We start from the raw sequence: 16,871 nt of genomic DNA on the forward strand, positions 1-16,871 counted from the left end.
TCGACGACGTCGATCGCAAGCCACCGTCGAAATCCACACGGTTTTCGCCGTTCAGGTGCAGGGATCGGACATGAAACTCGTCGTCACCGGCGCGACCGGCGGAGCGGGCAGTTGGATCGTCGATCACGTCGCGAGCGAGGGCCACGACGTCGTCGGCGTCGACCTCGAGCGCCCCCCGGGCGAGCGCGAGAACGTCACCTTTCTCGCGGCCGACCTCACCGACCAGGGGCAGGCCTGGGAAGCGATCCTCTCCCAGGATCCGGACGCGGTGGTCCACCTCGCGGGGATTCCGCGGATGGGCGAGACGACCGGTACCGAGACGTTCCTGACCAACGTCGAGAGCGCCTACCACGTCTTCGAGGCCGCGGGTCGGACCGGCGCGGACGTGGTCTGGACCTCGAGCGAGAGCCTCTACGGGATGCCTTTCGCCGCGGAGCCGTTCCTCCCGGACTACCTCCCGATCGACGAGGCCCATCCGCAACGTCCGGAAGACGGCTACGGCGCGTCGAAACTCGTCGGCGAGGAACTCGCCGCGAAGACGGTCCGCAAGCACGGCATCTCGATCGCCTCGATCCGGCCGTCGTGGATCCAGTACCCCGGCGAGTACCAGGCCCGCGAGGTCGCCGCGGCGTTCGATCCCGAGACGGCCGATCGGAGCGGCAACTTCTGGTCGTACGTCGACGTCCGCGACGTGGTCTCGATCGTCGACGCCGTCCTCCACGCCGACATCGACGGCCACGAGGCGTACCACGCGATGGCCGCGGACAACTACCTCGGCCGGCCGACCGCGGACGCGATCGAGACCGTCTTCGGTGCGCTCCCGGAACAGTGTGACCTCGGGGGCGAGGAATCGGCGTTCTCCACGGCGAAAGCCCGAACGGAACTGGGCTGGGAGCCCGATCACACCTGGCGTGAGGCCGAGGACGAGACCGTCGAGGGGCCGGCGTTTCTGGACGGGTAGCGTCGATACGGTCGGCTGGATCGCCATCATCGACGTCCGTCTCCGGGCGGGGCTGAAACCGGGCGGCGAACGGGATACTCGCCTGCGACCGCAACAGTTTCACCGGGTGGTACGACTAGATCATACATGGTCGACAGCGTCATCTGCTATCGCGCCCCGACGACCGTCGTCGACGTCGATACGATCGCGGACTGGCTCGCGGAACGCGTCGACGCGACGGTGACGGTCCGCGATCGGTTCCTCGAGGAGCACCGCGCCGACGACCTGCCGGAACGGTTCGCCGAGGCGCGGGTGCGATCGCCGTACGATCGCGAGACGGGGAACACGATGCTGGGGACGACCCGCTACGAGGAACGTGCGCTCGACGATCCCGATCGAGAGGGCGGCGTCCTCTACGACGGGATCCAGGTCCAGCGGGCGCTCAACACCGTCTTGCCCGGCGACGAACGCGACCTGGAGACGCTACACGTGCCGGTCCTCGATCGGGCGATCGGGACGTGGGGCGACCACGACGGCCGCTGGCACAAGCGGGTGAACGTCCTCGGCCAGCCCGCGCTCGTCTCGGTACCGGGTCTCTACGAGGCCCCGGCGAAGCCCGAGGAATACTACAAGGAGAAGCAACGGCACTCGCTGCTCTCCGGCGACACGCCGCCGCGCGAGGTGCTCGAGAACCGCGTCGAGGGCGAGTTCCTGATCGAGGACGACCCTCGATCGACCGACGCGCTGAAAGGATACGTCCTGCAGGCCGTCCACTACCTCGAGACCGGGGAATCGTTCTGCGATCGAGAGGGGTGTCGACTCTTCAACGCCCATTACCACGGGGACCTGATCGAGGCACAGCTTCGCGAGCCAGCGTTCTGCGACGAGCACGCGCGGCTTTACGGGACGGACTGAGTCGCGGGACGGATCACGACCGGTCGCGAGCCGTCTCTCAGTACCGTGGCGAGCGCTGGTGATCCCGGGGGCGATCCGCGATCGGGTTCGCGAGTACGAGGGATTCGAAGCATCGGCCCCCTGAACAGGTGATCGCGGCGGGGCGATCGGGAGTGTTTCGTTTGCCGAAACAACGTATCCGGCGGGCAAATCGCCGATATCGGACGAAAACCGGCGCAAAACGGCGACAACATGTGACTGGTTGAAGAACCATCCCGCCATCTATCCGATCGTCATGAGTCGACACGTATTACTCGCGATCGTGGTCAGCGTCGCCCTGCTCGTCGGGGCGGCCGGAACAGCAACGGCAACGCCGGGCGAGGGCCCGCCGGAGGACCTCCCGGAGCCGGTGCCCGACTTCGTTTCGGATCTGCACGAAACGATCAGTAGCTTCCTCGACGGTGCGATCGACTCGCTCGGGGACGCCGTGTCCGAGATCACGCCCGGTGCGGTCGTGCCGACGACGAAGTGATCGGGCCGGGACCCGAGCGGGACTCGCGGATTCTTCAGCGGGGTCATATTTTTCGAAAGCGATCAAAAAGCGTATTAGAGTGCCATAGTATACTGAATTTCGTGATTCGACGGATGCGTCTCCGACGTCTCTTTCCCCGTTTTTCTCCCCTAGATAGATCGCAAACGGATCGGCGTCGTCGGGACCCGAACGAGAATGACCGACCGTAACCCTCGATCGATCGGCCGGCTGCTGATCATTGCCCTCGCGCTCTCGCTGGTCGTTTCCGGACCGCTTTCGGTCGCCGGTGCGGCCGCGAGCGGGTCGGGGTATCACGCCGCCGAATCTCCGGATGGCTTCTCGGCGGCCCCCGAAGACGTCGATCCCGACCGGGTCCGGATGAACGTCGCCCTGGCGGCCGACGGCTCCGCCGAGTGGACCGTGGAGTTCTGGGTCGAACTCGACGACAACGAGTCGACCGAGGCCTTCGAGTCGGTCGCGGCCGAGATCGACGAGGATCCGGAGCCCTACCTGACGCGCTTTGCCGATCGGATCGATTCGACGGTCGCCGTGGCGACCAACGCGACCGATCGGGAGATGTCGACCGACGGGTTCGCCGTCGAGACGGAACGGCAGTCGCTGGCCCGCGAGTACGGCATCATCAGGTACACGTTCGACTGGCACGGCTTCGCCGCTACGGATGGGACCGAACTGCGCGCCGGGGACGCGATCGAGGGCTACTATCTCGACGACGGAATCCGATTGATCGTCTCCTGGCCCGAGGAATACGAACTGACGAGCGCGAGCCCTGAACCGGACGATCATCGAGAGAACGCGGTCATCTGGAGCGGGTCGCAAACGGAGTTCGTCTCCGGCGAACCCCGGGTGGTCGTCTCGACCGGGACGACCGGATCGGGACCGTCGCTCTCGACGATCGCGATCGGCGTCGCGGTTCTCGGCGTCGTCGGACTCGGCGTCGCAGCGTGGTATCGCCGGCGGGGATCGGGCGGCGTTCCCGCGCCGATTCCGGGTGGCGACGACGACGGGGATGGACCGGCGGCGACGACCGACGAGGATGTGGACGACGAACCCGTTCCCGAGGAGTTCCTGAGCAACGAAGAGCGCGTCCTCCGCCTCCTCGAGGAACGGGGCGGCCGCATGAAACAACAGGACGTCGTCTCGGCACTCGACTGGACGGACGCGAAGACGAGCAAGGTCGTCAGCAGGCTGCGCGAGGAGGGGAAACTCGAGTCGTTCCGGCTGGGTCGCGAGAACGTTCTCACCCTGCCCGAGGCGGAGGACGCGGTGATCGAGTCCGGAGAGCGACAGGACTGATACGGATTGCTGTACCGATTTACCGGCGCAACCGCCGCCCGGATCGCGGTTGCGCCGGAACTGACGTACAGTAAACCGTATGAGAGGTGGGCACCGCGATCGAGGGGCGAACCGCCGTAATCGCACGACGGCGTCGGACCGTTTCGCCGAATTTACGACCGTTTCCGGGGGTCGCCGACGGTGTCAAACGTCGTTAATAGTCGTTGAACCGGAGTGATAATCGACCCTGTATATGGAGCGAGAGCGCCACGTCTCAATCGTCATGAGACGACCAACGAAGATCGTACTCGCACTGCTACTCGCCGTCTCGATGGCGGCGATGCCCCTCGCGGCTGCCGACGTCGGCGCGGCCGCGAACGCACAGGAACAGGACGCCGAGGACGAGGAATCCGTCGCGCCCGGCGAACAGCTGGCCGCCGTCGTCGGCGTCCAGGAGGCCGAACTGGACGGTGAAGTCTCGGAACGTGCGTACGGGATCAAGGTCGCCGCCGCGCAGACCGAGGACGCCAGAGCCGATGTCGTCCTGGAACAGCAGGCCGACGTCGAGAAGCGCATCGCGGACCTCGAGAACCGGACCGCGGAACTGAACGCCGCCTACGAGGACGGCGAACTCACCCGCGGCCAGTACGAGGGCCGGATGGCCGCGATCGCGGCGGAACAGCGGACGGCCGAGCGGCTGGCCAACGGCACGGCGGCGACCGCAAGTGAACTGGAGAACCCCGAAGCGCACGGGATCGACGTCGACGCGATCCAGACGCTCGCGGAAACCGCGAGCGAACTCACCGGACCCGAGGTCGCCGAAATCGCCCGATCGATCGCCGGCGAGGGCGTCGGCCAGCCGGTCGACGCGGACCGCGAACCCGGCGCGCCGATCGAACCGCCCGCCGCAGATGGCGACGCGCCCGAGGACGCCGACGATCCGGAGACGCCGGACACCGACGGTGACGAGGACGAGTCGGACGCGGACGAGCAGAACGGGACGGATACCGAAGAGCCGGCGTCCGAAGCGGGCGACGAACAGGCCCAGGACGACGCCGGGAGCCAGTAAGAATGGAACGAAGGATCGTCGCTCTCGGCGTCGTACTCGTGCTTTCGGGTCTCCTGGCCGCTCCGGCTTCCGGTGCCGGTGTGGCGGCCAGCGATCCCGCCGATGCCGACGAACCGATGTTACACGTCGAACTGACGGCCGACGGTGACGCCACCGTGTCGCTCGTCAGCGTGTACGACCTCTCGGACGAGGACGAACGTGACGCGTTCGCGTCGCTCGAATCCGACGACGAGACCCGTGCAGAATTGCTCGATCGGTTCGCCGATCGAACGGGGTCGGTCGCCGCGAACGCGAGCGAGGAGGTCGACCGCGAGATGACGGTCACGGCGGATTCGATCGACGTCCGCACGACGGACGACGAGCGCGGCGTCGTCGTGCTCTCGGTGACCTGGGAGAGGCTCGCGGCGGTCGAGGACGATCGGCTCGTCGTGACCGAACCGTTCGCGAGCGGGTACGAGCCCGATCGAACGGTCGTCGTCTCCGGCCCGGACGGGTCGACGGTCGAGACGACGACACCGACGCCGGACGCCGAGACGGACGGGCAGGCGAGCTGGAACGCCGGCACGTCGCTCGACGGATTCGAAGCGACGTTCTCACTGTCCGGCGAGGAGTCAGCGGCGGAGGACCCCGCCGACGACTCGCTTCCCGGGTTCGGCGTTCCGGTGACGGCCGCCGCCCTGCTCGCGGTTCTCGGAATCGCGATCGGGCGCCGTCACGACGGCTAACGAACGGTTGCGGTCCATTCTGGCGTTTTTCGGTCCCCGAACTGACGCCCGGCTCCGTACCGCTCCGATCGGGACCGGATCGCGGTCACTCGATCCGCCCGCCGGTCAGTCGAACGACGCCGAAGACGTGCGTCTCGTCAGCGATCGCGGCCGATCGATCGCGCAGTCGCGCGTGGGCGGCGTCGACCTTCGCGTCGAGTCGCCGGTGGGGGTCGTCCTCGTAGCGCAGTTTCGTCGTGGGCGGCGTCGAGAGGACGACGATCGCCCGGAAGGCGGCGTTGACCGGCGGGGCGTACCACGCGTCGCTGCTCGCGGCGTTGGCGAGGACGACGCGACCGCCCGGGCCGACGAGGTCACACCAGTCGTCGACCGCGCCGGCCGGATCCGCGAGCATCCCGACGACGAAGGTGGCGAGAATCGCATCGACACTGCCGTCCACGGTCGGGCCGTCCGCGTTCGCGCGGCCGATCGGCGGCCGCGTCGCGTCCCCGCGGACGACGTGGACGTTGTCGTACTCGGCGGTGTGTTCGCGGGCGCGATCGAGGACCGGTCGGGTGAAGTCGACGCCGATAACGGTTCCCTCGGGACCGACGCGCTCGCGCAGGTACGGCAGGTTCGCGCCGGTTCCACAGCCCATCTCCACGACGGTGTCGCCGCGATCGAGTCGACAGGCGGCGGCCGCCCGTCGGCGAAGTCGCGGGATGCCCGGCGTTCGACGCGCGATCAGGTCGTAGAGTGACGCCCAGCGACCGTAGAACTCCTGTGCAGTTTCCGAGCCCATGCGTGCATCCCCGGCGATTAGAGGAGCGATCGGGTGGTGTCCGCGATCGTCTCCGCGTCCGGTCCCAGCAGGTAGATGAGCGGTTCGATCCCCATGCCGCCGGTCTGGTAGAGGACGGTCGCGTCCGGTTCGTCCTCGAGGGCCGCGCCGACGCTCGAGGGGACGTCGTCGGCTTCGTCGAACTCGGCGGTGACGTGGCCGCGCTCGGTCAGTTCGGCGAGCAGTTTCGGGTCGTATCTGATATTGATCGCCGCGGCGGCGTCTACATCGTGGCGCCGCGCCGCGAGCAGGACGGTCGCGACGTGTTCGGAGACGCCGAACTCGGGATCGGCCGGCACCGTCGCCTTCCCCTTCACGTCGAAGATCCGGCCGGGGACGCCGGCGACGTCGTCGATGTCGTCGGCGTCCGGCGTGCAGGCGACGAGGTTCGAGCCGACGGCGGGGATCAGGCCTGCGAAGCCGCTCGCGTTCTCGAGGAGTCGCAGGCCGCGCCGAAGCGAGGAGAGCACACGCTCGCTGGTCCGGAGGTCGCTCTCGGGGTCGTGGACCCGAAAGCTCGCGCCGTGGTCGGCGAGTTCCGGGACGGCCTCCTCGTGCAACTGGGCGAGCAGGTCGCCGCCCTGTTCGAGTTCCCGGATCAGGACCTCGATCTCGATCAGCGCCCGGACCGGCCGAACGTCGCCGGCCGCGAGTCCGTCGGCGAGTTCCTCGACGAGGGCCTCGACGCGATCGTCCGTCGCGACCCGCTCGTTGACGGTGACGTCGCCGTGGGCGTACTTCGACACTGCGCTCTGGCTGATCCCGAGGACGTTGGCCACCTCGCTCTGGGTCAGCCCGCGCTCGCGGAGCGCGCCGGCGAGCAGTGACCGGACGGTCGGGAGAAATTCATCGACGACGATCTCTTCGACGAATCGCATCTGTTGCCCGACCGTACGAGTGCCCGGCGGATAACTGTACTGTCATCGCGAGCGATCGCGCTCCGCGTCGCTCGCCGGTTTCCCTGCCGGGACGACACGAGCGGACTCCGGCCCCGATCGCTCGCCGGCGCGGAGACGCGACGCACGATTTATACGGCCAGGAAAACGTACGAGAGAACGATGACGGGCAAATCTATCGTCCTCGCGATCGCGTCGGGCGTCGCCACGTTCCTGGTCGTCGCGACGCTCGTCTCCGAACTCGCACACGGCTGGGGCGGATTTGCCGTCGTCCTCGGGCTCTTCGTCGGCGCGATCGCCGGTGCCATCGCGACGGCCGGCGTCACCTCGGATCTCACCGGCGACGCGCCGCCGCGACGCCGTCGCATCACCGGCGCGTTCGCCGGCTTCATGATCGGGCTCGTCGCCGGAATCGTCCTGGCGACGCTGGTCGCGGACCTCGCTGCGAACGCGTCGATCGGGGTCGGCGTCGTCGCCGGTCTCCTCCTCGGCGCGTGGGTCGCTCTCCGGGGACCGGCGGCGACGGGCGAAGGAAAGCTATAGCGTGACGGTCTCTGCAGGACGGTTCGACGTACCGGTTCCGCCGATTCTCGTCGTCAGTCCTCGCGATCGAGTTGATCGCCGCCGAACTCGTCGTCGCTCTGGATGCGCGAGGCCTGCGGCCCGTCCTGGTCCTGGTACTTCGAGCCGCGATCGCTCCCGTACGGGCGATCGGCGGGGGTTTTGAGTTCGGTGAAGGTGAGCTGTGAGATACGCATCCCCGGCGTGAGCGCGACGGGCGCGGTACCGAGATTGGAGAGTTCGAGGGTGATCTGGCCGCGGTAGCCGGGGTCGCACAGCCCCGCCGTCGCGTGGACGACGACGGCGAGTCGGCCCAGCGACGATCGCCCCTCCACGTGGGCGATCAGGTCGGCCGGGATCTCGACGCGCTCGTAGGTCGTCCCGAGCACGAAGTCGCCGGGGTGGAGGATGAAGTCGTCGCCGTCCTCGACGATCGTCTCGGTGACGTACTCGTCGACCTCCTGTTCGGAGTTGGGGTGGATGCAGGGGATGTTCGTCCGCTGGAACTCGAGGAACTCCCGTCCCAGTCGAAGGTCGATGCTTGCAGGCTGGATCTGCAGGTCCGGATCGTCCAGCGGTTCGACGACGAGGTCGCCGGCCTCGAGGCGATCGAGGATGTCCGCGTCGGAGAGGATCATTACGCTGGCAGTGGAATCGGCAGGTCGTAAAACCGTCGGACTGGATCACCGGGATTATAGACGCGGGTCGCGTCGGTTCCGCCATGAAACAGGCCATCGTCGCCCGCACCGATATCGGGATGGGGCAGGGAAAACTCGCCGCGCAGGTCGCCCACGCGTCGCTGTCGGCCTACGAGAAGGCGGACAGTCAGCGACAGCGCCAGTGGAAAGACGGCGGTCAGAAGAAGGTCGTCCTCAAGGGCGAGAGCGAACGCCAGCTGCACGAACTCTCGGAAATCGCGGACGGCCAGGGCGTTCCGAACGCGCTCATCCGCGACGCAGGGCACACGCAACTCGAACCGGGCACCGTCACCGCGCTGGCCGTCGGCCCGGCCGCGGACGACCGCGTCGATCGGATCACGGGCGATCTCTCGCTGTTCTAGGTGTCCGCCGTCGTTCGCCGCGTCACCAACGACTTTTCCGTCGGCCCCCGTGCCTACGGGTATGGTATCCGGACCACACGCCGACCAGCCGATCGAACGCGCGGGTCCCGACCTCGCCGACGCGTCGGCGGCGATGATCCTCGTCCACGGCCGCGGCGCACGCGCCAGCGGCATGCTCGGTCTGGCGGACGAGATCGGCCGCGACGACGTCGCATACGTCGCACCGCAGGCCCAGCGGGGAAGCTGGTACCCGAACTCCTTTCTCGCGGATCTCGAGGCCAACCAGCCCCACCTCGACTCCGCGCTCGAACTGCTCGACGAGACGGTCGCCGGCGTGACCGCGGGCACGCTCGACGACGCGGGGACGGGCGACGACGCGAACGGCGACGGGATCCCGCTCGATCGGGTCGTCCTGCTGGGGTTCTCGCAGGGGGGCTGTCTCGCGACCGAGTACGCGGCCCGGAACGCCGATCGGTACGGGGGCGTGGTCGCGCTCAGCGGGGGACTGATCGGTCCCGAGGGGACGCCGCGGGAGTACGACGGCTCGATGGACGGGACACCGGTGTTCATCGGCTGTGGCGACCAGGATCCGCACATCCCGGTCGATCGGGTCGAGGAGTCGGCGCGGGTGTTCGAGGACCTCGACGCCGAGATGGAGACACGGATCTACGAGGGCGTCGGCCACACGGTACTGGAGGACGAACTCGAGTACGTCCGGGCGCTCGTGGCGGACGTGGCCGATTGATCGCCGACGGGCCGATTGATTGCCGACGGTGATCGGCCCGCGCGTCGCCGGAGAACCAGTTCGATGGCCCCTAGGAGTAGTTATACTGCGAGAGGTGGTACCGTACTTCACCCATGCAAGCAGCAACGTATCACGGTCGAGAGGACATCCGCGTCGAGGACGTAGAGGACGGAACCGTCGCCCCGGAGCAGGTTCGGATCGACGTCGAGGTCTGCGGGATCTGTGGCTCGGATCTCCACGAGTACGCCGCCGGGCCGATTTTCGTTCCCGAGGGCGACCCGCACCCGGTTTCGGGAGAGACGGCACCGATCAGGATGGGCCACGAGTACAGCGGCACCGTCACCGAGGTCGGATCGGCGGTCGAGGACCTGGACCAGGGGGACGCCGTCGCCGTCAACCCCGTCCTCTACTGCGGAGCGTGTCGACAGTGCCGACGAGGGGACTACCACATCTGCGATTCGGTCGGGTTCCTCGGCCTCTCGGGCGGCGACGGCGGGTTCGCCGAGAGCGCCGTCATCGACGCGGAGCACGCCGTTCCGCTCGGCGACGACGTCCCGGTCGAACACGGCGCGCTGGTCGAGCCGCTGGCCGTCGGATTGCACGCGGTTCGTCGTTCGGGACTTCAGGCCGGCGACGCGGTCGCGGTGTTCGGGAGCGGCCCGATCGGGCTGGCCGTGATCCAGTGTGCCCGGGCGGCCGGCGCGGGAACGATCTACGTTTCCGAGCCGCGGGACGCGAGGCGCGAACGCGCGAGCGACTGCGGCGCCGACGAACTCGTCGACCCGTCGAGTACGGACGCCGTCGAGCACATCGTGGTTGCGACCGGCGGCGGCGTCGACGTCGCGTTCGAGGTCGCGGGCGTCGAAGCCTCGTTCAACGCGGCGATCGAGAGCACGGCACCGGGCGGCCGGACGACGATCGTAAGCATCTGGGAGGAGACGGTGAACACGCACCCGAACGATCTCGTCCTCGCCGAGCGGACGCTGACCGGGACGCTCGCGTACCTCGGCGGGCCGCGAGCCGACGAGGAGTACGGGATGGTGATCGAGATGCTCGGTGACGGACGGCTCGACCCGGACCCGTTCATCACCGGCCGCATCGGGCTCGAAGAGATCGTCGAGGACGGGTTCGAACAGCTTCTCGATCCCGGGAGCGATCACGTGAAGATCCTCGTCAAGCCGAACTGACGAGTCGTCGTCCCGCGGCGGGGTTCCGACCAGCAGTTGCGCCAGAACGCGTCGGCCGGAGTTCGAGCAACGGCCCGAACACGAGTGCCAGCGGGACGAGTGGTTCGTGTAGAACGGCGGCGACCGCGATCGCGAGGCCGACGATCGCCGTCTGGTGTTTCTCGCTCCGGTTCACTGTCGGCTCGGAGTGGTCCCGCTCGAAAATCGACGGGATATCGGCGATCGAATCGCGAACCAATCAGCAGTACTATATTTTCCGTCGAGAGACGTCTCGCGTATGGCGACCGACAATCGCGAATCCGATCGACTGGTCCCCGATAGCGTCCTGCTGACGGTTCTCGGCTTGCTCGCCGGGCTATTCGTCGGCGGCCCTGTCGCGGCCGGCCTGTTCGGCGCGTTCGGACTCGTCGTGGGTACTCGGCTGGACGACCTTCGGGACCTCGAAACGGAACTGGCACGGCTCGAGGACCGGCAGGACGGACGGACCGAGACCGATCGGTGAGAACGAACCGCTTTACCGCGAGCACCCGAAACGGACGACAATCAGCATGCGTCCAGCCCATCCCACAGAGCAGGCCGTCGGTATGGAGTCCTACGTCACCGACGCCGACGGCGTCGGCGGTCACCTGCGCGAGGACGACGAGCACTTCCGGGTGCGCGAACTCGAACGGTTCGACACGGAACCCGTCGACGCGGGGACGGACGCCTACCCGCACCTGGTGTTCCGGGCGACCCTGCGCGGATGGGACACGAACGACTTCGCCGCCCGCCTCTCGGACGCGATCGGCGTCTCGCGGGAGCGGGTCAACTGGGCCGGAACGAAGGACAAGTACGCGGTGACGACGCAGCTCTTCTCGATCTACGGGGCCGACCCCGAGGACCTGCCGGACGTCGACGGGGCCGAGATCGAGGTCCTCGGCCGGGCCGGCCGATCGATCGAGTTCGGCGACCTCGCGGGCAACGCCTTCGAACTCGTCGTCAGCGGTCCCGATCGGCCCGAGAACGCGGACGCGATCACCGACGAGTTGTGCGCGTTCGGCGGCCTCGACAGCGGAGACGATAGCGAGGGTGATACAGCGACGCCGATCGGCGTGCCCAACTTCTTCGGCCAGCAGCGGTTCGGCAGCCGGCGGCCGATCACCCACGAGGTCGGCCTCGAAATCGTCCGCGGCGACTGGGAAGAAGCGGTGATGGCGTACCTCGGACGGCCCACGGAGGCGGAACCCGAGGACACGCAAGAAGCCCGGACGTTCGTGGAGGAGACGAGAGACTGGCAGGACGCCCTCGATCGCCTTCCGAACCGGTTGCGCTACGAGCGATCGATGCTCCACGAACTGGCCGCCTGCGACGGCGACCCCGGCCCGGAGACGTTCCGGGCCGCGCTCGAGCGGGTCCCGTCGAACCTCCAGCGGTTGTTCGTCCACGCCGTCCAGTCGTACGCGTTCAACCGGATGCTAAGCGAGCGCCTGGAGCGCGGTCTGCCGTTCGATCGGCCCGTCGCAGGCGACGTGGTCTGTTTCGCGGACACCGACGCGCCCGAGGGACTCGTCCTTCCCGACGCCGATCGACTCCAGCGGGTCGACGATCGCCGCGTCGACTCGGTGACGCGCCACTGCGAGCGCGGGCGAGCGTTCGTCACCGCGCCGCTGGTCGGCACCGAGACCGACCTCGCCGACGGCGAGCAGGGCGAGATCGAACGCGCCGTCCTCGACGACCTCGACCTCGACCCCGGCGACTTCGATCTCCCCGGCGAGTTCTACTCCAGCGGGACCCGGCGCGCGATCCTCGTCCGGACCGCCCTCGACGTCGAGCACGACCCGCTTACGCTCTCGTTTGCGCTCCCCAAGGGATCCTACGCGACGGTCGTGCTCCGCGAGTACCTGAAGGTCGATCCGATCGATCTCGGCTGAGTGCGATTGATCGCGCCCTGCCGATCGCTATTCTCGCCGCCGCTCACGCGAAGTAGTCCTGAAGCACCGTTCCGAAACCGGTGGCGCCGATCGCGAACGCGAGGAGCCCGCCGACGCCGGAGAGCGCGAGCAGGCCGTTATCGCCGCACCCACCAGCAACGGCTTCAGCCGCCCGTCATCGCGACCGACCAGTCGCTCTCCGATCGCGAGGTACGCGACGACGGAGCCGATCGCCCACACCACGTAGGCCACCAGCAGGAGCGGGAGCGCGACGAGGATACCGACGATCGTGATCGACAGCACGACGGCCAGGAACAGGACTGCGAGCAGCGACAGGAAGCCGTAGAGAAACGAACCGAGGGGCTCCTCGAGGACGGTCGTCGTCATTCGATCGACGTAGTCCGGGGCGACCGCGACCATGATCGCCCCGACGGCCAGCGTCGTCAGGAAGGCACCGATCGCGCTGCCGACGAGGCCGTCGGTTACGGCGACATCGGTACCGATACCGTCGGGTCGTGCGACCTGCGTGACTGTCGCGACGGCCTGCAGGAGTCCGGTCATACTCCTCTCGCGCACTGGAGGAACGTAAGGGCACGCATCGATCGCCGGGGGAAGGCGGGTAGCGATCGTCCGTCAACCGATTCGGACTGTCACTCGGGCGCGAAGCTTATCTGCCCCCGTCGCCTCCGGACGGCAGTCTATGACCAACGATGCGTTTACGGCCCCCGAAACGACTGCTGACGAGTGGATCGACGTCCGAATGACCGACCCCGAGCACGGCGAGTGGGACGTCGACGTCGTCGTGGCTGGCGGTCGCGTCGAGTACGTGGACCTCCGAATCAAGCCCGCCCTCTGCGGCAGATTCGTCGACTGCCTTCTCGATGACGTCGACAAGGATCGCGCCGCGTCGATCCTGCACGCGGCCGCGAGCCGACGCGGGGTCGATCTCGACGTCGATCGGGCGGGCGAGTAGCCAGTTTTTCGCGTCGACGCCGCCGCGTCTCACACGCCCGCCCCGTCACGCAGGATTGATCGGCTCGATCGAACTGACTGTCGCCGCGATCGGCAGGAACGGGTTTTGTCCGTCCACGTCCTACGTACCCATATGCGAAGCAAACGCCTGCAACGCGAGATCGACGATCTGGTGGCTCAGGGCTGGCGGATCGAAACGGAAACTCCCGATCGGGTCGTGATGGTCGACCGCAAGTTCGGCTCGGTGGCCTCGCACGTCCTGGTCGCGATCCTGACGTTCTGGTGGACGATGGGACTCGGAAACCTCGTGTGGGGCGCGTACAACTACGTCTCGAAGTCCCGGCGGCGGGTGCTCTGGGATCGGCAGGGAACCTGTCCGGAGTGCGGGGCGAGGGTCTCCGAGGACGCGGCGTACTGCCCCTCCTGCGGCACGGACGTCGAGGACGAACCGGTGACCACGACCGACGAGGGGATGGTCTGCCCCGACTGTCAGGCGATCGTCTCCGAAGGATCGCGGTACTGCCGGGCCTGCGGGGCGAAACTCGCCGACGCGAGGGAATCCGCGAGCTAACCCGTCGACGCCGGTCGTCGACGACCGGCCGAAAAACACGCCCGTTTTACCACCGTAGCCAGAACGTCCGATATGGAGTGTCGTCACTGCGCCTCGCCGCTCGAGAAACCCGGGGACTTCTGTCTGGTCTGCCGGGAGGCAAACACCGAGGCCGTGGTGCTCGACGCGACGCGCGATCGGGCGAGGCTGACGATGCTCGCAGGTGACGATACGGGCCGCGATCCCGCCGCCGGCGCGACGGACGACGTCCTCGGGGAGACGACGGTGACGACGACGCCGGAGGACGGCGAGAACGAGGTCGTCGAACTGCGGAACTTCGCAGGCCTGATCGGCGACGAGATCCGGCGCAAGCGGCCCGAGGAAGTCTACGCAGGTGGGTCGCGCGCGGTGATCCGGGCCGTTCGCGAGGACATTCACCACCAGTTCTACCGCGTCGACGACGAGGACCCGGTCCAGGCGGTTCTCGAACGGCGCGGGAATCGCGCGCTCGACGTGGTCGAGACCCCGCCAGCGGAGAAGATCGGCGGGAGTCACTCGACGCTCATCGGCGGCCGGACCGGTATGCGGGCCATCCAGACCGTGGCTGGCCACCCACACGTCAAGAAGGTGATCCCCGGCCCGATCGACGCCGGTGGGAAGGGCTCCCAGTCGGGTCTCCGGGCGAAGGTGACCCGCGCCGACGACGGCGGCAACGTCCGGATGCTCCTGCGCGACGGGTCGAGCGTCCAGGAGAACCGCGTCGTGACGACGGCCCGCGATCGGGAGATGGGCGAGCGGATCCGGGCGGATCTCAACGACGTCCTGACCGAGGCGGAGTTCCAGTAGCCCATCCCCGCCGAACTGGACGGGTCGTCTCTCGATGGTCGCCACAGATAGTGTCACGGACCGATGGAAGTGACACTGTCTGCCCCTTGTCCGGCCCTTATCCGATCGGGTGTAATTAGATATAATTAGCTATGCTCGATCGTCCCGACCTCATCCTGGCCGCGATCCCGCTCCTCAGCGTGAGTGGTCTCGCCCTCCAGTCGGTCGTCGTTGCGGGAATCGGGACGGGGCTGCTCACGGGGCCGCTATCGGTCGCCGGCTATCTCGCCGCGTTCGCGCTGATCCTCCGGGAGTTGCTCGCGGGACCGCTCGCCGACCGATCGGGGGAGTCGTAACTCAACAGGTTTAAGAATCCGCTAGCGATAGACAGCAGTACTATGGCCAAGAAAGGAACGGTCGGCAGCGCGGGCCGGTTCGGCGCTCGCTACGGTCGCGTTGCTCGACGGCGTGTCAGTGAGATCGAAGACGACATGGAGAGCGCGCAGGTCGACGGCGACGACGTGACGCGCGTCGGCACCGGTATCTGGAAGAACGAGGAGACCGGCGAGGTCTTCACCGGCGGCGCGTTCCGTCCGGAGACCCCCGCCGGCCGGACCGTCAAACGGTCGATCCGTGCTGCACTGGCCGACGACGAGGAGTAACCTCCCCGCTCACACACTCACGCATGAGCTACAAGTGTTCTCGCTGTAAGCGCGACGTCAAGCTCGACGAGTACGGCGGTGTCCGCTGTCCCTACTGTGGCCACCGCGTGCTCCTGAAAGAACGCAGCCGCGACGTCAAGGAAGTCGACGTCGAATAGGCCGGTGTCTTCTCACGACGCGACCCTCGAGTTCGAGTACGAGACCGCGTCTCGCGCACGGATCGTCGCCGAGAGCGTCGCCCGCGAGATCGGCGAGATCGACGACGATCGCTCCCGGACGACGATCGATCGGGACGATACGATCGTCCGGATCGAGATCGACGCGGCCGACGTCGTCGCCCTGCGGGCGGCGCTGAACACCTGGTTCTCGCTGATCGACGTGGCGGAACGGACGGCGGACGTCGGGGCCGCGGTAACGGCCGACGGCGATCGATAGGGATGGACCTCGATTCCCCACCCGGTGCTCGTGATCGCCAAAGCTTGCCTTTATCAGTGCGGAGGGCGACGGTCGAAACATGCAAGGTAATCTGCCGCCGGAAGCACAGGAGAAAATCGAAGAACTGCAGGGTCTGCAGGAGACCGCACAGGAGGTCGCCGTCCAGAAGCAGGAGGCCGAGTCGAGCCTCACCGAGGCCCAGAACGCGCTCGACGAACTCGAGAACATCGACGAGGACACGACGATGTACCGCAACGTCGGCGAACTCCTCGTCGAGACCGAGTACGACGAGGCCGAGGAGGACCTCGAGGACAAGGTCGACACGCTCGAGATCCGCCTCGAGACGCTCGAAAAGCAGGAAGACCGCGTCCAGCAGCAGTTCGAGAGCCTCCAGGAGGAACTCGAGGACCTGCTCGGCGGCGGCGGTGCGATGGGCGGCGGCCCGGCCGGTCCCGGCGGCCCCGGTGCTGGCGGCGCGTAAATGACGGCCGACGAACCGTCCGACGAAACGATCGTTCGGACGGCGGCCGAGGCCGCGGAAGGCCTCATCTTCTCGCGGTACAAGCAGTCAGCGGTGCGTGACTTCGACGTCACCGTCTCCTTCGAGGACGGCGTCCTCGAGGTCGACGTCTACCTGAACGCACCCGACGATGAAGACGGTCCGGATCCCGATCAGGTCGCCGACGACGCCGCCCTCGCCGCACGGGAAGCCGTCGACGACCTGTTCGACGAGTAGCGGTCGTCCGACGACCGCGACTTCTCCGCTACGTATCGCCGATCAGTCGGCGGTCCGGC

Annotated in this window: 25 protein-coding genes and 1 pseudogene; 21 read left to right on the forward strand and 5 right to left on the reverse strand. The window is 67.6% G+C overall.

The window, feature by feature from the left end:
• The first annotated feature begins 70 nt into the window (after nucleotides 1-70).
• The 6 genes from MUN73_RS13860 (at nucleotide 71) to MUN73_RS13885 (ending at nucleotide 5,453) form a co-directional block, all read left to right on the forward strand.
• Nucleotides 71-961, forward strand: a complete 891-nt coding sequence (locus tag MUN73_RS13860) for an NAD-dependent epimerase/dehydratase family protein (RefSeq protein WP_250141084.1) — start codon at nucleotides 71-73, stop codon at nucleotides 959-961.
• 126 nt (nucleotides 962-1,087) lie between these two features.
• Nucleotides 1,088-1,855 (forward strand): DUF7001 family protein, encoded by a 768-nt coding sequence (locus MUN73_RS13865; RefSeq protein WP_250141085.1) that lies wholly within the window; start codon nucleotides 1,088-1,090, stop codon nucleotides 1,853-1,855.
• Nucleotides 1,856-2,129: 274 nt separating this feature from the next.
• Nucleotides 2,130-2,366: a hypothetical protein gene (locus tag MUN73_RS13870; protein ID WP_250141086.1), complete on the forward strand. Its 237-nt coding sequence runs from the start codon at nucleotides 2,130-2,132 to the stop codon at nucleotides 2,364-2,366.
• A gap of 195 nt (nucleotides 2,367-2,561) precedes the next feature.
• Complete coding sequence (locus MUN73_RS13875) at nucleotides 2,562-3,680, forward strand: helix-turn-helix transcriptional regulator (RefSeq protein WP_250141087.1); 1,119 nt, start codon at nucleotides 2,562-2,564, stop codon at nucleotides 3,678-3,680.
• Nucleotides 3,681-3,942: 262 nt separating this feature from the next.
• Nucleotides 3,943-4,728 carry a hypothetical protein gene (locus MUN73_RS13880; protein WP_250141088.1) on the forward strand — a complete coding sequence of 262 codons (786 nt, stop codon included), beginning with the start codon at nucleotides 3,943-3,945 and terminating at the stop codon, nucleotides 4,726-4,728.
• 2 nt (nucleotides 4,729-4,730) lie between these two features.
• Nucleotides 4,731-5,453 (forward strand): DUF7345 domain-containing protein, encoded by a 723-nt coding sequence (locus MUN73_RS13885; RefSeq protein WP_250141089.1) that lies wholly within the window; start codon nucleotides 4,731-4,733, stop codon nucleotides 5,451-5,453.
• Between the two features lie 85 nt (nucleotides 5,454-5,538).
• Here the strand turns inward: MUN73_RS13885 and MUN73_RS13890 are convergent, their stop codons facing one another.
• Both MUN73_RS13890 and MUN73_RS13895 read right to left on the reverse strand, forming a co-directional pair.
• Nucleotides 5,539-6,234: a class I SAM-dependent methyltransferase gene (locus tag MUN73_RS13890; protein WP_250141090.1), complete on the reverse strand. Its 696-nt coding sequence runs from the start codon at nucleotides 6,232-6,234 to the stop codon at nucleotides 5,539-5,541.
• A gap of 17 nt (nucleotides 6,235-6,251) precedes the next feature.
• Complete coding sequence (locus tag MUN73_RS13895) at nucleotides 6,252-7,151, reverse strand: thiamine-phosphate synthase family protein (RefSeq protein ID WP_250141091.1); 900 nt, start codon at nucleotides 7,149-7,151, stop codon at nucleotides 6,252-6,254.
• Between the two features lie 180 nt (nucleotides 7,152-7,331).
• Here MUN73_RS13895 and MUN73_RS13900 point away from each other — a divergent pair, with 180 nt between their 5' ends.
• On the forward strand, nucleotides 7,332-7,712 hold the full coding sequence (locus MUN73_RS13900) for a DUF8147 domain-containing protein (RefSeq protein WP_250141092.1): 381 nt from the start codon (nucleotides 7,332-7,334) through the stop codon (nucleotides 7,710-7,712).
• Nucleotides 7,713-7,765: 53 nt separating this feature from the next.
• Here the strand turns inward: MUN73_RS13900 and dcd are convergent, their stop codons facing one another.
• Nucleotides 7,766-8,368, reverse strand: coding sequence for a dCTP deaminase (gene dcd, locus MUN73_RS13905; protein ID WP_250141093.1), 603 nt, complete (start codon nucleotides 8,366-8,368; stop codon nucleotides 7,766-7,768).
• Between the two features lie 83 nt (nucleotides 8,369-8,451).
• Between dcd and pth2 the strand changes: the two genes are divergently transcribed.
• From pth2 to MUN73_RS13920, 3 genes are all read left to right on the forward strand, one after another.
• The gene (gene pth2, locus MUN73_RS13910; protein ID WP_250141094.1) at nucleotides 8,452-8,790 is read left to right on the forward strand and encodes a peptidyl-tRNA hydrolase Pth2; all 339 of its coding nucleotides are present in this window, start codon (nucleotides 8,452-8,454) and stop codon (nucleotides 8,788-8,790) included.
• Nucleotides 8,791-8,851: 61 nt separating this feature from the next.
• A complete protein-coding gene (locus MUN73_RS13915; RefSeq protein WP_250141095.1) occupies nucleotides 8,852-9,535 on the forward strand; it encodes an alpha/beta hydrolase in 684 nt (227 codons plus the stop codon).
• Between the two features lie 113 nt (nucleotides 9,536-9,648).
• A complete protein-coding gene (locus MUN73_RS13920; protein ID WP_250141096.1) occupies nucleotides 9,649-10,722 on the forward strand; it encodes a 2,3-butanediol dehydrogenase in 1,074 nt (357 codons plus the stop codon).
• Here MUN73_RS13920 and MUN73_RS13925 read toward each other — a convergent pair.
• Nucleotides 10,709-10,897 (reverse strand): hypothetical protein, encoded by a 189-nt coding sequence (locus tag MUN73_RS13925; RefSeq protein ID WP_250141097.1) that lies wholly within the window; start codon nucleotides 10,895-10,897, stop codon nucleotides 10,709-10,711. The two genes, MUN73_RS13920 and MUN73_RS13925, sit on opposite strands and share 14 nt — an antisense overlap.
• A 102-nt stretch (nucleotides 10,898-10,999) precedes the next feature.
• Here MUN73_RS13925 and MUN73_RS13930 point away from each other — a divergent pair, with 102 nt between their 5' ends.
• Complete coding sequence (locus tag MUN73_RS13930; RefSeq protein WP_250141098.1) at nucleotides 11,000-11,224, forward strand: hypothetical protein; 225 nt, start codon at nucleotides 11,000-11,002, stop codon at nucleotides 11,222-11,224.
• Nucleotides 11,225-11,270: 46 nt separating this feature from the next.
• Nucleotides 11,271-12,632, forward strand: coding sequence for a tRNA pseudouridine(13) synthase TruD (gene truD / locus MUN73_RS13935; protein WP_250141099.1), 1,362 nt, complete (start codon nucleotides 11,271-11,273; stop codon nucleotides 12,630-12,632).
• Nucleotides 12,633-12,675: 43 nt separating this feature from the next.
• Here truD and MUN73_RS13940 read toward each other — a convergent pair.
• Nucleotides 12,676-13,193: pseudogene (locus MUN73_RS13940) on the reverse strand (DUF8173 domain-containing protein).
• Nucleotides 13,194-13,332: 139 nt separating this feature from the next.
• Here MUN73_RS13940 and MUN73_RS13945 point away from each other — a divergent pair.
• The 9 genes from MUN73_RS13945 to MUN73_RS13985 all read left to right on the forward strand — a co-directional run bounded on the left by MUN73_RS13945 (nucleotide 13,333) and on the right by MUN73_RS13985 (nucleotide 16,812).
• On the forward strand, nucleotides 13,333-13,605 hold the full coding sequence (locus MUN73_RS13945; RefSeq protein WP_250141100.1) for a hypothetical protein: 273 nt from the start codon (nucleotides 13,333-13,335) through the stop codon (nucleotides 13,603-13,605).
• A gap of 132 nt (nucleotides 13,606-13,737) precedes the next feature.
• Nucleotides 13,738-14,175, forward strand: coding sequence for a DUF8108 domain-containing protein (locus MUN73_RS13950; RefSeq protein WP_250141101.1), 438 nt, complete (start codon nucleotides 13,738-13,740; stop codon nucleotides 14,173-14,175).
• 72 nt (nucleotides 14,176-14,247) lie between these two features.
• Nucleotides 14,248-15,000 (forward strand): DUF2103 domain-containing protein, encoded by a 753-nt coding sequence (locus MUN73_RS13955; protein WP_250141102.1) that lies wholly within the window; start codon nucleotides 14,248-14,250, stop codon nucleotides 14,998-15,000.
• A gap of 131 nt (nucleotides 15,001-15,131) precedes the next feature.
• Nucleotides 15,132-15,335 carry a hypothetical protein gene (locus MUN73_RS13960; RefSeq protein WP_250141103.1) on the forward strand — a complete coding sequence of 68 codons (204 nt, stop codon included), beginning with the start codon at nucleotides 15,132-15,134 and terminating at the stop codon, nucleotides 15,333-15,335.
• Between the two features lie 42 nt (nucleotides 15,336-15,377).
• The gene (locus MUN73_RS13965) at nucleotides 15,378-15,641 is read left to right on the forward strand and encodes an eL43 family ribosomal protein (RefSeq protein ID WP_250141104.1); all 264 of its coding nucleotides are present in this window, start codon (nucleotides 15,378-15,380) and stop codon (nucleotides 15,639-15,641) included.
• A gap of 23 nt (nucleotides 15,642-15,664) precedes the next feature.
• A complete protein-coding gene (locus MUN73_RS13970; protein WP_250141105.1) occupies nucleotides 15,665-15,799 on the forward strand; it encodes a DNA-directed RNA polymerase subunit P in 135 nt (44 codons plus the stop codon).
• A 4-nt stretch (nucleotides 15,800-15,803) separates the two neighbouring features.
• Entirely contained in the window at nucleotides 15,804-16,076 is a 273-nt protein-coding gene (locus MUN73_RS13975; RefSeq protein WP_250141106.1) for a KEOPS complex subunit Pcc1, read from the forward strand.
• A 79-nt stretch (nucleotides 16,077-16,155) separates the two neighbouring features.
• Nucleotides 16,156-16,557: a prefoldin subunit beta gene (locus tag MUN73_RS13980; RefSeq protein WP_250141107.1), complete on the forward strand. Its 402-nt coding sequence runs from the start codon at nucleotides 16,156-16,158 to the stop codon at nucleotides 16,555-16,557.
• Nucleotides 16,558-16,812 carry a DUF3194 domain-containing protein gene (locus tag MUN73_RS13985; RefSeq protein ID WP_250141108.1) on the forward strand — a complete coding sequence of 85 codons (255 nt, stop codon included), beginning with the start codon at nucleotides 16,558-16,560 and terminating at the stop codon, nucleotides 16,810-16,812. It abuts the gene before it with no gap.
• The last annotated feature ends 59 nt before the right edge of the window (nucleotides 16,813-16,871 follow it).

The organism is Halosolutus amylolyticus (genome assembly GCF_023566055.1).
Taxonomy (GTDB): domain Archaea; phylum Halobacteriota; class Halobacteria; order Halobacteriales; family Natrialbaceae; genus Halosolutus; species Halosolutus amylolyticus.